The 13,634-nt window shown below is 63.8% G+C and carries 13 protein-coding genes; 11 read left to right on the forward strand and 2 right to left on the reverse strand.

Annotated features, from left to right (window positions below):
* Window positions 1-529 precede the first annotated feature (529 nt).
* The 4 genes from NCR35_RS09815 (at window position 530) to NCR35_RS09830 (ending at window position 4,200) form a co-directional block, all read left to right on the forward strand.
* Complete coding sequence (locus NCR35_RS09815; protein WP_250534217.1) at window positions 530-1,741, forward strand: DUF2863 family protein; 1,212 nt, start codon at window positions 530-532, stop codon at window positions 1,739-1,741.
* A gap of 187 nt (window positions 1,742-1,928) precedes the next feature.
* Window positions 1,929-2,738: a response regulator transcription factor gene (locus NCR35_RS09820; RefSeq protein WP_250534218.1), complete on the forward strand. Its 810-nt coding sequence runs from the start codon at window positions 1,929-1,931 to the stop codon at window positions 2,736-2,738.
* Window positions 2,739-2,805: 67 nt separating this feature from the next.
* A complete protein-coding gene (locus NCR35_RS09825; RefSeq protein WP_206466562.1) occupies window positions 2,806-3,480 on the forward strand; it encodes a hypothetical protein in 675 nt (224 codons plus the stop codon).
* 147 nt (window positions 3,481-3,627) lie between these two features.
* The gene (locus NCR35_RS09830) at window positions 3,628-4,200 is read left to right on the forward strand and encodes a BspC domain-containing protein (protein ID WP_250534219.1); all 573 of its coding nucleotides are present in this window, start codon (window positions 3,628-3,630) and stop codon (window positions 4,198-4,200) included.
* An 87-nt stretch (window positions 4,201-4,287) separates the two neighbouring features.
* Here NCR35_RS09830 and NCR35_RS09835 read toward each other — a convergent pair whose 3' ends face one another.
* Window positions 4,288-5,448, reverse strand: a complete 1,161-nt coding sequence (locus NCR35_RS09835; protein ID WP_250534220.1) for a M14 family metallopeptidase — start codon at window positions 5,446-5,448, stop codon at window positions 4,288-4,290.
* 24 nt (window positions 5,449-5,472) lie between these two features.
* A complete protein-coding gene (gene yaaA / locus NCR35_RS09840) occupies window positions 5,473-6,252 on the reverse strand; it encodes a peroxide stress protein YaaA (protein ID WP_250534221.1) in 780 nt (259 codons plus the stop codon).
* A gap of 55 nt (window positions 6,253-6,307) precedes the next feature.
* Between yaaA and NCR35_RS09845 the strand changes: the two genes are divergently transcribed.
* From NCR35_RS09845 to NCR35_RS09875, 7 genes are all read left to right on the forward strand, one after another.
* A complete protein-coding gene (locus NCR35_RS09845; RefSeq protein WP_250534222.1) occupies window positions 6,308-6,802 on the forward strand; it encodes a putative toxin-antitoxin system toxin component, PIN family in 495 nt (164 codons plus the stop codon).
* Between the two features lie 42 nt (window positions 6,803-6,844).
* Window positions 6,845-8,026: a pyridoxal phosphate-dependent aminotransferase gene (locus NCR35_RS09850; RefSeq protein WP_250534223.1), complete on the forward strand. Its 1,182-nt coding sequence runs from the start codon at window positions 6,845-6,847 to the stop codon at window positions 8,024-8,026.
* Window positions 8,027-8,088: 62 nt separating this feature from the next.
* Window positions 8,089-9,630: a 3-hydroxyacyl-CoA dehydrogenase gene (locus NCR35_RS09855; RefSeq protein WP_250534224.1), complete on the forward strand. Its 1,542-nt coding sequence runs from the start codon at window positions 8,089-8,091 to the stop codon at window positions 9,628-9,630.
* Entirely contained in the window at window positions 9,627-10,415 is a 789-nt protein-coding gene (locus NCR35_RS09860; protein ID WP_250534225.1) for an oxepin-CoA hydrolase, alternative type, read from the forward strand. Before NCR35_RS09855 ends, NCR35_RS09860 begins: the two co-directional genes overlap by 4 nt.
* A 4-nt stretch (window positions 10,416-10,419) precedes the next feature.
* Entirely contained in the window at window positions 10,420-11,145 is a 726-nt protein-coding gene (locus NCR35_RS09865) for a histidine phosphatase family protein (protein WP_250534226.1), read from the forward strand.
* 29 nt (window positions 11,146-11,174) lie between these two features.
* Entirely contained in the window at window positions 11,175-12,272 is a 1,098-nt protein-coding gene (locus NCR35_RS09870; protein ID WP_250534227.1) for a phosphotransferase, read from the forward strand.
* Between the two features lie 22 nt (window positions 12,273-12,294).
* Window positions 12,295-13,521: an acyl-CoA dehydrogenase family protein gene (locus NCR35_RS09875; protein ID WP_250534228.1), complete on the forward strand. Its 1,227-nt coding sequence runs from the start codon at window positions 12,295-12,297 to the stop codon at window positions 13,519-13,521.
* Window positions 13,522-13,634: the final 113 nt, after the last annotated feature.

Below are 13,634 nucleotides of genomic sequence, written 5' to 3' on the forward strand. Positions count from 1 at the left end.
AGATAAACCTTCCTCTGATACTTCGTGTGAGACTCTTGATACTTTTGCTTGCCCGGCTCCGAAGAACCGGCCGCACTTACCATCAAGCGCCCACACTTATCGGCTGTTAGTTTTTAAAGAGCAATCCGCCAAGACTTTTCACTTCGCCGCATCGAGCACTTAGCTCAACCGCTTCGTCTTGCGTCGCTGCATCAGCAGCAGAGAAACGAGATTATGTACGTCGTTCCGGTCAGTGTCAACAAGTTTTTGAAGCATTTCACTCGTCAACCGCGCTTGGAACACTTCTTACCTTCCAAGCTCACCACGACACCACTGTTCCCGCTTCCTTCGCGTTCGTTGAATCGCGAAGGAACGGAATTCTAGTGAGTGCCGGCGCCGACCGCAAGGGCTCCGCCGAAAAAATTTGCGATCGCTCGAAGGACGAACGCCGCTCCCCCGCCTCTATCGACCGACGACGCGCACATCCCGTAAAACGGCCGGCCGAACGACTACAATAAAAGGTTCTTCGCCCAAATGAACCTGTATTGATATGCGCACGCGAACCGCTAAACGCCTCCCTCCAGACGCGGACAAACTCGTCAGCCTCTCTCTCGCGCTTTTCGCCTCGGGCAGCCGCGTCGAAGATCGCTTCTGGGAGGGCCGCCTGGACACCCTCATCGCCAAACTGGTGCGCAACGGCAACCAAACAACCCTTGATGCTGCGCTGGATCACCTGCAGCAGAATCATCCCGACGCATACGGCGCGTTGGCCGACATGGCAGAAACGCATAGCGAGTCGTTCAAGGTCGATATCGATGGCGTGCCGCACGAGTCTCTGCTGATCGCGGCGCCGGTGCTCGCGTGGACGCGCTATGCGATTCCATCAGGCACGCTCAAGAGCGAGTCCGTCGACGCCCTGCGCACGCAACTGCAAGCGCACGTGCTGGCTGGCGGCGCACGCGTAGCCGTCGCGCCGTATCTGTACAGCATCGACCAGTTGCCGCGGCATCATGTCGACACCGCGCGCCTCGCGCAACAGTTGACGCAGGCGGCGCTCGGCGGTGCCGTCGCCCGTATGAACCTGGCGGACTTGCCGGAAACATCACCGATCCTCGCCGATCCGCGCTTTCTGCTCGCTGTCGCCGTTGTGCCGGCAGGCGAGGCTTTCTTCCGCTGGCAGGAAGACGAGAACGGAGCGCGCATCGAGCGCAGTCAATGCCTCGAACAATGGGCGGCTCAGGGCGGCGCCAGCTTCGCGAGCATTCTTCCCGGCTGCGAATTCGAATGTTTGTTGCCGGATGCCTACTATTCGGCGTGCCGGGATGCCGACGAGCAAGTCCGCCCTCACACGGTGCGCACTGCTGTTCGCTATCTTTTCGATACGCTCGGCACCGGCCCGCAGGAGCTGCGCGCGGTCATCGCGGGCTTCGGCGAGCGCCGCATCGACGAATATCGCATCGGATTCACACGGCGCGGCAGCAACGATGTGATCTACGGCGTCGTTTGGCCGCTGTATGGGCGCGAGAACGGCGAGGCGGGCCTCGAAGACGAAGCCGAACTCGAAGGCGCCGACGGTCCGGTGGAAGAGATCGTCGAGTTGCTCAGAAAGTCCGGCGTCACCGACGTTCGCCGCCATGCAGGACGCTTCGAGCCGGAATTCTGCGATGACTGCGGGGTGCCGCTCTACGCCGATCCGCTGGGCGAGATCGTCCACGCCGAGATGCCCGAGGACGCCGAACCCGCTCAGCCCCACTTCCATTGACATGCGTCAATGCTTCGGCAGCCTGACAAAGCCCCGCACTCATGCGGGGCTTTGTGCTTTTTCGCCTATGCCATTCGGATAGGGGGCGCAATCGCAAGAAGTTTGTCAATATCACGTCAACGCCGACATTCGCTGGCGTTAAGTTCCGCCGCGAGTGGGCGTCGGATGTATTGACGAGAGGTTGAGCATGAAAATAATCATCATGGGTTCGGACGCGGAGCGCCGTGCGGGCCTGAAAACACTGCTGCGCCGTGTCGCACGTCAAGCGCAGTTCACCGAAGCAAGAGACTGGCGGCAGGCGGCATCTGCGCTCAAGCGCATCGAGGCTCGCATGATCGTGATCGACTGGGCGGAGAGCATGCGCATGAGCGAACTCGAAACGCTGCTCGACAACGCGCCCGCCGTTCCCGCCGCGGTCATGGTGGACCGCTCCGGTGCCGCACAGGTCTACATGCTCATGAGCGCGGGCGCAATGGGCGTCATTCCTCGCACGCTCGAGCCCATCCTCATTCTGCGCGCGCTCGAAATGGTGCTCATCGGCGGTCACTATGTTCCGCCGGATGTCATCGATCTCGCGCCCATCCGCGATCTGCCCATCCGCCGTCAGCACGCCGTCGCTGCCATGCCGGATAGCGCGCGCGTTCATCCGACGCTTTCGCCGCGCCAGCAACAGATCATGCGCTGCGTGCATATGGGAAGCACGAACAAGATGATTGCGAAGACGCTCGGCATTAGCGAAGGCACGGTCAAGATTCATCTTGCAAGTATCTTCCAGCAGCTCGGGGCACCGAACCGAGCGGCGGCAGTCGCCATTTACAACGGCGTGCAGAATTCGTATCTGGAGATTCTGCGTAGCGGCGCCGAACAAGCCATCCGCGCAACGCCGGGCGAGTCCAATGTGGTCCCGTTGCGCAGGCGGCGCGCGAAATATCCGCCGATCGAGAACCAGGACGGGGCTTCGCTACCCATGGCAGCAGAGCCCGAGGCGTCGTTCTAGCAACAATCGCATGATCCGGGTTCGTTGATTGCGCACACGTTTCAAACGTAACGAGTAATATGCAGGCATGGGGTTCTTCTATACACCGCTACCGCTTTGGCTGACCGTCGGCAGTTGGATTGTTGCCGCGGGGCTGCTTGCACTCGTCCTGGTGCAGCGGCCGTTCAATCGCCTGCATGACGCCACCCTCCAGCACGTCTGGCTTGGGGTGATTGTCTCGGTAACGGTGCTATGGGCCTGCAACGCATGGTTCGATGACGGACCCGTCATCCACTTGCTGGGTGCCACGCTGATGGTCACGCTCTTCGACTGGCGGCTCGCGCTCATCGGCACAGCCGCGAGCACTGGGCTCGCCGCCGTGGTGCTCGATGCCTCCTGGCTCTCGGTCGCAATCACGTACCTTCTGTTCGGTGCCGTGCCCGTGGCGGTCTCCACACTGCTGCAGCGTCTGTCCAATGCATGGCTGCCGCGCAACCTGTTCACCTTTATCGCAGGCCACGGGTTTATCGTGTCGGCCGCGGCAGTGGCTGCTGCTTGCGGCTCGACCGTGTTGCTCGAGGCAGCGCTTGCCGGCGGTGCGGTGAATGTGCCCGCTGCATTCACGCGCGGATCGCTATTGCTCGGTGCCGGTGAGTCCTTGTTTACCGGACTTCTCACCATTCTCATCACCGTGTATAAGCCGGCGTGGATCACCACGTATGACGTGCGCCGCTATCGCCTGGACCGTGGTCCGCGGGTTTGACGTCGACCTAGAAGAACACCCGCCCGCACCGCAGACCGCGCCCTCTCGCATGGCCGGCGGTCCGATACGCGCACAAAGTGCGATAAGATTGAACTCCTTCCCCACACGAGGCATCTTACTTGCCCGTGTCTTCTTAGCGCCAAATTGATGGAAAGTAACTTTGCACCGCGCCGGCTGATGAGGCTCGTCGGCCGGTTCGCGGTATGCGCAGCGCTTCTGTGCGCGACGTCCGCCTTTGCCGATACGCTCGACGAGCGCAATGAACTGGTTCATCACTTCGTGACTGATTTCAACGCTAATCCGCTGGTTGCGGATTGCGCCGCGCATGGCAACTTCATCGCCAGCACGTCGGCGGCGTTCGATCATGTCGAATTCCCGCCTGCTTCATTCGATTCATCGCATTCCACCATCGAACCGTGGAACGACTCGTTCGACGAGAAGAAGCAGCGCATCAAGGTCGACAATGTGGTGACCGTCGAAGGACAAGGCGTCGCGAAAAGCGGCGAGAAAGATCCGACGCCGCTCAAATTCCGTTGTGGCTATGTGGGCAGTCAGATGCTCGCCTTCGGATGGAACGACCCGGTTCCGCCGTTGCGTCCGCATGCAGAGCCGCGCAGCACGTCCGGCAAGAAAGGCAAGCACGGCGCGAAGACGAGGTCGTCGTCGAAGAAAGCGGCAGCGGCAGGCAAGAGCACGAAAAAGGCGTCGAAGAAACACTAGCCGGCCATAAGCGGCGTTGCATGAACAAAGGGCGTGGCCATCGCAAGACGGCCACGCCTTTTTATTGTTTGCGGATAGCGGCCGCTATCAAGCCGCGCACGCCTGCAACTGCCAAAGAATCGCCTGCAGCATGGCGGCACCGAGCGCCGCACTGCGCTCACCGTTCCAGCCGACACGCTCGTCCGGCAGATCAGCGTTGTCCTTGAACGGCATTTCGAGCGTGAGCGACAGACACTTGTATTCGTTGCTCATGTACTTCGAGGCGAGCTTCAGCGCATCTTCCCGATATTTGCCGCTCTCATAGCCGTGCACTTCCTGAAAGTCCGGACTTGCCTGCTTGAAGAACTGCACGAACGCCTTCTGCTCTTTCGCCTGTTGCTCGGTGAAGGCCGGCAGCATCTCCGACCCGGCGACGAACACGTGCGGAATGGCCTCGTCGCCGTGGATATCGAAGAACATGTCGCAACCCGTCGCACGAATCGCGTCGCGCACGACCAGCACTTCCGGGCTGCGCTCGGCGCTCGGCTCCATCCATTCGCGATTCAGGTTCGCGCCTGCCGCATTCGTGCGCAGATTGCCGAGCACGCTGCCGTCCGGATTCATGTTCGGCACGATATGGAACACCGCGCGATCGAAGAGCGCCCGCGCGACCGGATCGCCCGACCAGTCGCCCCAGCCGGCAAGACGTTTCACGAGTCCTTCGACGAACCATTCCGCCATCGTCTCGCCGGGATGCTGGCGCGCGATGATCCACACGTTCTTCTTGGGACGCGCGGCGGCCTCGTCGGTCAGGCCGAGCGTAAGCAAGGACATCGGCCGGTTCTCGACCGTGCGGCCGAGTTCCGTCAGCGTTGCATGCGGCATCTGCTGGACCGCGCCGAGAAACTCCGAATGGCGCTCCTCGCTATACGGCTCGAAGTACGCGTAGTACACGCGATCGAAGTCCGGCGTGTGCTCGATCGTCAGCACGCGGCCGTCGTACTGCGTCGGCACTCGAAACCAGTTCACGCGATCGTAGCTCGCGACCGCCCGATAGTCGCGCCATCCATCGGGGAAGGCACACTGCGCCGCGTTCTCGAACGTCATCACGAGGCGCTCGCCGCGCGCGCCCGAGACGCGAAAGTAGAACCACTGCGCGAAGTCGGCGTTCGTGTCCGGACGCACGCGCAGGCGAACGTTCGCGGGATTGCTCGCGTCGATGATGTCGATCGCGCCTGCGTCGAAATTGCTGGTAATCGAAATGCTCATGATGATGTCCTTGATGCGCCTGTCTCACTCCGCGACGCGGCGGCGAAACACATAAGTCGTATCGTTCGATGCGTTCGCGTCGAACCGGTAGCCTTCGCTGTCGAAGCCCTTGAGCGCCTCGGGCTCGTCGATTCTGTTCTGCACCGCGTAGCGCGCCATCAGACCTCGCGCTCGCTTCGCGTGAAAACTGATGATCTTGTAGCGGCCGCCCTTCCAGTCCTCGAAGACCGGCGAGACGACGGGCACGTCGAGCAGCTTCGGCTTCACCGATTTGAAATATTCCTCCGACGCGCAGTTGACCAGCACGCGTGCGCCGCGCTGCCGCTTGAACTGCGCGTTGAGCGCCGCCGTGATGCGCTCGCCCCAGAACGCATACAAATCCTTGCCGCGCGCGTTCGGAAACTTGGTGCCCATTTCCAGCCGATACGGCTGCAGCAGATCGAGCGGCCGCAGCAGCCCATACAAGCCTGACAGCACGCGCACATGATTCTGCGCGTAGTCGAGATCGGCGGAAGTCAGCGTCTTCGCCGCGAAGCCTTCATACACATCGCCGTTGAAGGCGAGCACCGCCTGCTTCGAATTGTGCGCGTCGAACGTCTTCGACCATTCGGCATAACGCTGGAAGTTCAGCGCCGCGAGTTGATCCGAGATGCCCATCATGCCGCCGATCTGCTGCGGCGAAAGCTGGCGCAAGCCTTCGATCAACTCGGCGGCGTCATCGACGAATTCGGGCAGCGTGTGCTTCTTGATGTGAGCGGGCGTCTCGTAGTCGAGCGATTTAGCGGGCGAGAGAACGATTATCATGGAGGCTCGCCGGCACCCCGCCGGCGACATAGGCATAAACCCCCGATTGTATCGAATGGAAAATTCCGCCGCGCCGCCTCACAATCTGCGGGTCGTGCTCGATTCGAACGTGTGGATCGACATACTCGTGTTCGACGATCCGGCCACGCGGCCGATCCGCGCCGCGCTCGAAGCCCGCGCGCTCGATGCACTGATCGACGCGCGATGCCTTGCCGAACTGACATACGTGCTCGACTATCCGCAGTTCGTGCGCATGGGCATCGACAAGTCGGCGGCGCTCGCGACGCTTGGTAGTCTGTCGCGGTTGGTCGCGCCCGAAGCATCGCCGGACGCACCTCCTCTGCCGAAGTGCCGCGACCGCGACGACCAGAAGTTTCTCGAACTCGCGCAGGCATCGCAGGCGGACTGGCTCGTCTCTAAAGATCGCGCGGTGCTGAAGCTCGCGCGCCGCGTCGCGCGCGACTTCGCGTTTCGCATCGCCGAGCCCAAGCCGTTTGTCGCCGCGCTCGAATCGCACGCCGCCCTTGTCGCCCTTGCCGCCCTTGCCTGATTACCGCATGTGAATACCGCTCAGCCCACGTCCCCCTACGCTATGAACGCTACGCACGAACTGAATCCGGCTGCACCCGATCTGTCCTTCCCGTCGCGTCTGCCGAACGTCGGCACGACCATTTTCACCGTGATGAGCGCGCTCGCCGCGCAAAAAGGCGCGGTGAATCTGGGCCAAGGTTTTCCCGACTTCGACTGCGATGCGCGCATCGTCGATGCCGTCGCGTCCGCCATGCGCGACGGCCACAACCAGTATCCGCCGATGTCGGGGGCCGCGCCACTGCGCCAGGCCATCGCGCGCAAGATCGAGGCGCTCTACGGCCGCGCCTACGACGCCGACCGCGAGATCACCGTCACGGCCGGCGCGACGCAGGCGCTGCTCACGGCCGTGCTGTGCTGCGTGCATCCCGGCGATGAAGTCGTCGTGATCGAGCCGATGTACGACAGCTACGTGCCGGCCATCGAACTGGCGGGCGGCAAGCCGGTGTTCGTGTCGCTCGAAGCGCCCGACTACGCGCTGCCTTTCGACAAGATCGCCGCCGCGATCACGCCGAAGACGCGCCTTCTGATGATCAACACGCCGCACAATCCGACGGGCCGCGTCTGGCGCGATACGGACATGCGCAAGCTCGAAGACATCGTGCGCGGGACGAACCTGCTGATCGTCTCCGACGAAGTCTATGAACACATGGTCTACGACGGCGCGCCGCACGAGAGCGTGTCGCGCTATCCGGAGCTCGCGAAGCGCAGTTTCGTCGTGTCCAGCTTCGGCAAGACGTTTCACGTCACCGGCTGGAAAATCGGCTATGTGGCCGCGCCCGTCGCGCTGACGGCCGAGTTCCGCAAGGTGCATCAGTTCAATGTGTTCACGGTGAACACGCCAATGCAAGTCGGGCTCGCGCATTATCTTGAAGACCCGAAGCCGTATCTGGAATTGCCCGCGTTCTATCAGAGAAAGCGCGACTTCTTCCGCGCCGGGCTCGCCGATACGCGCTTCTCGCTTCTGCCCTGCGACGGAACCTACTTCCAGTGCGTCGATTATTCGGCGATCAGCGACATGCCCGAAGCCGAGTTCTCGCAATGGCTGACGAGCGAGATCGGCGTCGCGGCGATTCCCGTGTCGGCGTTCTATCACGAGTCTCACGAGTCCGGCGTCGTGCGCTTCTGCTTCGCGAAGAAGGAAGAGACGCTCGCGCTCGCGTTGGACCGACTGCGCAAGCTCTGAGCGTCGTCTTGCTGCCGGACACGATAGACAACACAGAGAACATCGAGGAGTCGAACCGCATCATGAGTCCGCAGGAATACAAGATCGAGACCTTAGGCATCGTCGGCAGCGGCGCGATGGGGCGCGGCATCGCGCAGATCGCGGCGCTCGCCGGGCTGACCGTGCGTCTCTACGATGCGAATCCGCAAGCACTCGCGGCCGCGCGTGCGTATCTGTCCGACACCTTCGACAAGCTCACCGCCAAGGGCAAGCTGAAGGAAGCGGACGCGCACGCCGCGCTCGCCCGCGTCCATGACGCGAACGAGATCGGCGCGCTTTCCGATTGCGGCGCAGTCGTCGAGGCGATCGTCGAGAACCTCGAGATCAAGCGCGGACTCTTTCGCGAACTCGAAGCGGTCGTCGGCGACGCGTGCATTCTGGCGTCGAACACGTCGTCGCTGTCCATTACCGCGATCGCGGCGGGCTGCGCGAAACCGGAACGCGTCGCGGGCTTTCACTTCTTCAACCCGGTGCCGCTGATGCGCGTGGTGGAAGTGATCGACGGCTTGCGCGGCGACCGAAAAGCCGGCGACGCGCTAATGGAACTCGCCCGCCGCATGGGTCACACGCCGGTGCGCGCGAAAGACATGCCGGGCTTCATCGTGAACCACGCCGGGCGCGGCATGAACACCGAAGGCCTGCGCGTCGCGAGCGAAGGCGTCGCGAGCTTCGCGGACATCGACCGCATCATGCGCGAACAGGCCGGTTTCCGGCTCGGGCCGTTCGAGTTGCTGGATCTCACCGCGCTCGACGTCTCGCATCCGGTGATGGAGTCGATCTATCACCAGTTCTACGAGGAGCCGCGCTTCACGCCGTCGCCCATCACCGGGACGCGGCTCGCGGGCGGGCTCATCGGGCGCAAGGCGGGCGAAGGGTTTTATCGTTACGTGGACGGCAAGCAGCAAGTGCCGGACGAGCCGCCCGCGCCGACTCAACTGCCGGCGCGCGTGTGGATCAGCCGCGCGTCGCCCGCTGCGCGCGAGCAGGTGCTGAAAGTCATCGCGAAGCATGACGCCGCCGTGCACATCGACACCGGCAACACGCCCGCGCCCGATTCGCTCATCGTCGTCACGCCGCTCGGCTTCGACGCGACCACGACCGCCGTCGCCGAACATCTCGACGCCACGCGCGTCGTCGCCGTGGATACGCTTTTTCCGCTCGATACCGTCGCGCGCCGCACCATCATGACGACGCCCGCGACCACGCCCGCCATGCGCGACGCAGCGCACGCGCTCTTCGCCGCCGACGGCGTGCCGGTCACCGTCATCCGCGATTCGACGGGCTTCGTCGCGCAGCGCGTGGTCGCGACCATCGTGAATATCGGCTGCGACATCGCGCAGCAAGGCATCGCGACGCCGGAGGACATCGACCTCGCGGTGACGCTCGGCCTGGGCTATCCGCGCGGGCCGCTCGCGCTCGGCGATTCGCTCGGCGCCACGACCATTCTCACGATTCTGCGCAACATCCAGAGCGCGCTCGGCGATCCGCGCTACCGCCCTTCTCCGTGGCTCACGCGCCGCGCGCAGCTCGGACTTTCGCTTACCCATACCGAGGAGCTCCGATGAGCGCCGAACTGCTGACACACCGGCCCGCAGGCAGCGACACCACGCTCGTGCTCAAGCTGTCCAATCCGGGCGCGCGCAACGCGCTGCATCCGGACATGTACGCGGCCGGCATCGAAGCGCTTTCAACGGCCGAGCGCGACAATTCCGTGCGCGCGATCGTGTTGACCGGCGCGGACAACTTCTTCTGCGCGGGCGGCAACCTGAACCGGCTGCTGGAAAACCGCGCGAAAGACCCGTCGGTGCAGGCGCAAAGCATCGACATGCTCGCGGAATGGATCAGCGCGCTGCGGGCTTCGACGAAGCCGGTCATCGCGGCGGTCGAAGGCGCGGCCGCCGGCGCGGGCTTTTCGCTTGCGCTCGCGTGCGATCTGATCGTCGCCGCCGACGACGCGAAGTTCGTCATGTCCTATGCGCGCGTGGGTCTCACGCCGGACGGCGGCGCTTCGTGGTTCCTGACGCGCGCGTTGCCGCGCACGCTCGCGAGCGAGGTGCTGCTCGAAGCGAAGCCCATCGGCGCGTCGCGTCTGCACGAGGTCGGCGTCGTCAACCGGCTGACGAAAAAAGGCATCGCACTGGATGCCGCCATCGCGTGGGCCGACGATCTCGGCAGCGTGTCGCCGAAGGCGCTCGCGCGCATCAAGTCGCTGATGAACGCGGCGGACGTGCAGCCGCTCGCCGCGCATCTCGATATGGAGCGCGACGCTTTCGTGGATGCGCTTCATCGCGGCGACGCGCTCGAAGGCATCACCGCGTTCCTCGAAAAGCGCCAGCCGAACTATCGCTGAAATCATGGCTCACTACGACCTGCCGAAGCGGCGGCGCATCTTCCTGATGCGTCACGGCGATGTGACCTATTTCGACGACACCGGCCGCGCCATCGACCCTGAAAGCGTGCCGCTCAACGCCCGTGGCCGCGAGGAAGCGAGCGCGGCGGGCCGCGAGTTCGCCGCGCAAGACGTCCGCTTCGATCGCGTGATTGCGAGCGGCCTGCCGCGTACGATCGAAACGGCCGAGCGCGTGCATGCGGAAACGGGACAGGCAGCGCGGATCGAAATCTGGCCCGAGTGGCAGGAGATTCGCGGCGGACGGCTCGCGAACCTTTCCACGAGCGACATCGAGCGCGCGTTTCTTTCGGTGTTCGACGGCGTCGTGCCCGAAGAGACGCAGTTCCTCGGCGGCGAGACGATCGGCCAGTTGCTCGACCGCGCGCTGCCCGCCATGACGAGGCTGCGCGCGGATACGTCGTGGGACACGGTGCTGCTCGTGCTGCACGGCGGCGTCAATCGCGCGCTTCTCTCGCATGCGATCACGGCGGGCGGGCGCGCGTTCTTCGGGCATTTGTCGCAGGCCACGGGCTGCATCAACGCGCTCGATGTCGGCGACAAACCCGGCGACTGGGTCGTGCACGCCATCAATCATTCGCCGCCCTCGCCGCTGCACGCGGACGTGCGGAACACGACGATGGAACTGCTCTACGCGCAGTTCGTGAAGTTCAAGGCGAGCGACATGGACTAAGCATCGCGCATACAAAAACGGAGGAGACGATGGCAGACAACGAGACAAATCAGCACTCCAACTTTTCAGCATTCGAAGGCACGCGCCCCGTGCACGAAGCCCAACGCTTCGACGCCGATGCGCTCGCTGCGTGGCTCGCCGCGCACGTCGATGGCTTCGCCGGTCCGCTCGCCGTCGAGCAGTTCGCGGGCGGCCAGTCCAACCCCACGTTCAAGCTCGTCACGCCGTCGCGTGCGTACGTGATGCGCGCGAAGCCCGGCCCCGCCGCGAAGCTGCTGCCGTCGGCGCATGCGATCGAGCGCGAGTATCGCGTGATGGATGCGCTTGCCGCCACAGGCGTGCCGGTCGCGCGCATGCTCGCCTTGTGCGAGGACGAAAGCGTGATCGGCCGCGCGTTCTACGTGATGGAGTTCGTCGAAGGCCGCGTGTTGTGGGACCCGTCGCTGCCCGGCATGACGTCCTCCGAGCGCGCCGCGATCTACGACGAAACGAACCGCGTCATCGCGGCGCTGCATACGGTCGATGTCGAAGCCGCCGGACTCAGCAGCTACGGCAAGCCGGGCAATTACTTCGAGCGGCAGATCGGGCGCTGGAGCAAGCAGTACGTCGCGTCGGAGACCGAGAAGATCGACGCGATGGATCGCCTGATCGACTGGCTGCCGCAGCATGTCCCGTCGTCGGCATCGGCGAAGGCCAGTGTCGTGCATGGCGACTTCCGGCTCGATAACCTCATCTTCCATCCGAGCGAGGCGCGCGTGCTCGCCGTGCTCGACTGGGAACTCTCGACGCTCGGCGATCCGCTCGCCGATTTCGCGTATCACTGCATGGCGTGGCATGTCGATCCGTCGCAGTTCCGCGGCATCGCCGGGCTGGACTGGACCGCGCTCGGCATTCCTGACGAAGCCGCGTACGTCGCGCGTTATTGCGATCGGACGGGCTTGAACATCGAAGGCGACTGGAACTTCTATCTCGCGTACAACATGTTCCGCATCGCCGCGATCCTGCAAGGCATCATGAAGCGCGTCGTGGATGGCACGGCGGCGAGCGCGCAGGCCATCGACGCGGGCCGCCGCGCCCGGCCGATGGCCGAACTCGCGTGGCAATACGCGCAGAAAGTCGGCGCATGACAACGGATCAGGAGACGAGCCGATGAACTTCGAATACACGCCGAAAGTGCAGGCGTTGCGCGCGAGACTGCACGCTTTCTTCGACGCGCATATCTATCCGAACGAGGATGCATTCCGCGACGAGATCGCCGCGAATCGCGCGGCGGGCAACGCGTGGGTTCCGACGCGCCTCATCGAAGCGTTGAAGGATAAAGCGCGCGGCGAAGGGCTGTGGAACTTGTTCTTGCCGTCGTCGGAACGCGGCGCCGGTCTGACGAATCTCGAATACGCGCCGCTGTGCGAGATCATGGGCCGCGTGCCGTGGGCGCCGGAAGTCTTCAATTGCAGCGCGCCCGACACGGGCAACATGGAAACGATCGAACGCTACGGCACGGATGCGCAAAAGGCGCAATGGCTGGAACCGCTTCTGCGTGGCGACATCCGCTCGGCGTTTTTGATGACGGAGCCGGAAGTCGCGTCATCGGATGCGACGAATATCCGCTGCAGCATCACGCGCGACGGCGACAGCTATGTCATCGACGGCCATAAGTGGTGGTCGTCCGGCGCGGGCGATCCGCGCTGCAAGGTGTTCATCGTGATGGGCAAGACCGACCCCGACGCGCCGAAGCACGCGCAGCAGTCGATGATTCTCGTGCCGGCGGATGCAGAAGGCATCACCGTGCATCGCCCGCTGAACGTGTTCGGCTACGACGACGCGCCGCACGGTCACATGGACATCACGCTCGACAAGGTCCGCGTGCCGGCCGCCAACATCCTGCTCGGCGAAGGACGCGGCTTCGAGATCGCCCAGGGACGGCTCGGGCCAGGACGCATCCATCATTGCATGCGGCTGATCGGACTCGCCGAGCGTGCGCTCGAACTCATGGCGAAGCGCACGCTTTCGCGCGTCGCGTTCGGCAAGCCCGTTGCGCAGCATGGCGTGACGCAGGAGCGCATCGCCGAGGCGCGCATCATGATCGAGCAGGCGCGGCTGCTCACGCTGAAGGCCGCGTACATGATGGATACCGTCGGCAACAAGGGCGCGCGCGGCGAGATCGCGATGATCAAGGTGGTCGCGCCGAACGTCGCGTGTCAGGTAATCGACTGGGCGATTCAGGCGCACGGCGCGGCGGGCATCTGCGACGACTTTCCGCTCGCGTACGCGTATGCATCGGCGCGCACGTTGAGGCTCGCGGACGGGCCGGACGAAGTGCATCGCAATGCCATCGCGAAACTGGAACTGACCAAATACATCGAACCGCGCGACTGATTCACCGTTGCGAGCCACGGGCGGGCTCTGCACGGCGCGCGCAAACATGCTCTAATTTTCGCTGCCATTCCGCGAGCCGCGCGTGAATGCGTCATCCGCACGACTGAGGAGCG

Origin of the sequence: Caballeronia sp. AZ10_KS36 (assembly GCF_023631105.1) — a bacterium.
Lineage (GTDB): Bacteria > Pseudomonadota > Gammaproteobacteria > Burkholderiales > Burkholderiaceae > Caballeronia.

Bases quoted from the DNA above. Each gene is read 5' to 3' on its own strand.
- NCR35_RS09815 (WP_250534217.1), top strand. From the start codon at position 530: ATGCGCACGCGAACCGCTAAACGCCTCCCTCCAGACGCGGACAAACTC.
- NCR35_RS09830 (WP_250534219.1), top strand. From the start codon at position 3,628: ATGGAAAGTAACTTTGCACCGCGCCGGCTGATGAGGCTCGTCGGCCGG.
- NCR35_RS09820 (WP_250534218.1), top strand. From the start codon at position 1,929: ATGAAAATAATCATCATGGGTTCGGACGCGGAGCGCCGTGCGGGCCTG.
- NCR35_RS09875 (WP_250534228.1), top strand. From the start codon at position 12,295: ATGAACTTCGAATACACGCCGAAAGTGCAGGCGTTGCGCGCGAGACTG.
- NCR35_RS09850 (WP_250534223.1), top strand. From the start codon at position 6,845: ATGAACGCTACGCACGAACTGAATCCGGCTGCACCCGATCTGTCCTTC.
- NCR35_RS09870 (WP_250534227.1), top strand. From the start codon at position 11,175: ATGGCAGACAACGAGACAAATCAGCACTCCAACTTTTCAGCATTCGAA.
- NCR35_RS09845 (WP_250534222.1), top strand. From the start codon at position 6,308: ATGGAAAATTCCGCCGCGCCGCCTCACAATCTGCGGGTCGTGCTCGAT.
- NCR35_RS09865 (WP_250534226.1), top strand. From the start codon at position 10,420: ATGGCTCACTACGACCTGCCGAAGCGGCGGCGCATCTTCCTGATGCGT.
- NCR35_RS09860 (WP_250534225.1), top strand. From the start codon at position 9,627: ATGAGCGCCGAACTGCTGACACACCGGCCCGCAGGCAGCGACACCACG.
- NCR35_RS09825 (WP_206466562.1), top strand. From the start codon at position 2,806: ATGGGGTTCTTCTATACACCGCTACCGCTTTGGCTGACCGTCGGCAGT.
- NCR35_RS09855 (WP_250534224.1), top strand. From the start codon at position 8,089: ATGAGTCCGCAGGAATACAAGATCGAGACCTTAGGCATCGTCGGCAGC.
- NCR35_RS09835 (WP_250534220.1), bottom strand. From the start codon at position 5,448: ATGAGCATTTCGATTACCAGCAATTTCGACGCAGGCGCGATCGACATC.
- yaaA (WP_250534221.1), bottom strand. From the start codon at position 6,252: ATGATAATCGTTCTCTCGCCCGCTAAATCGCTCGACTACGAGACGCCC.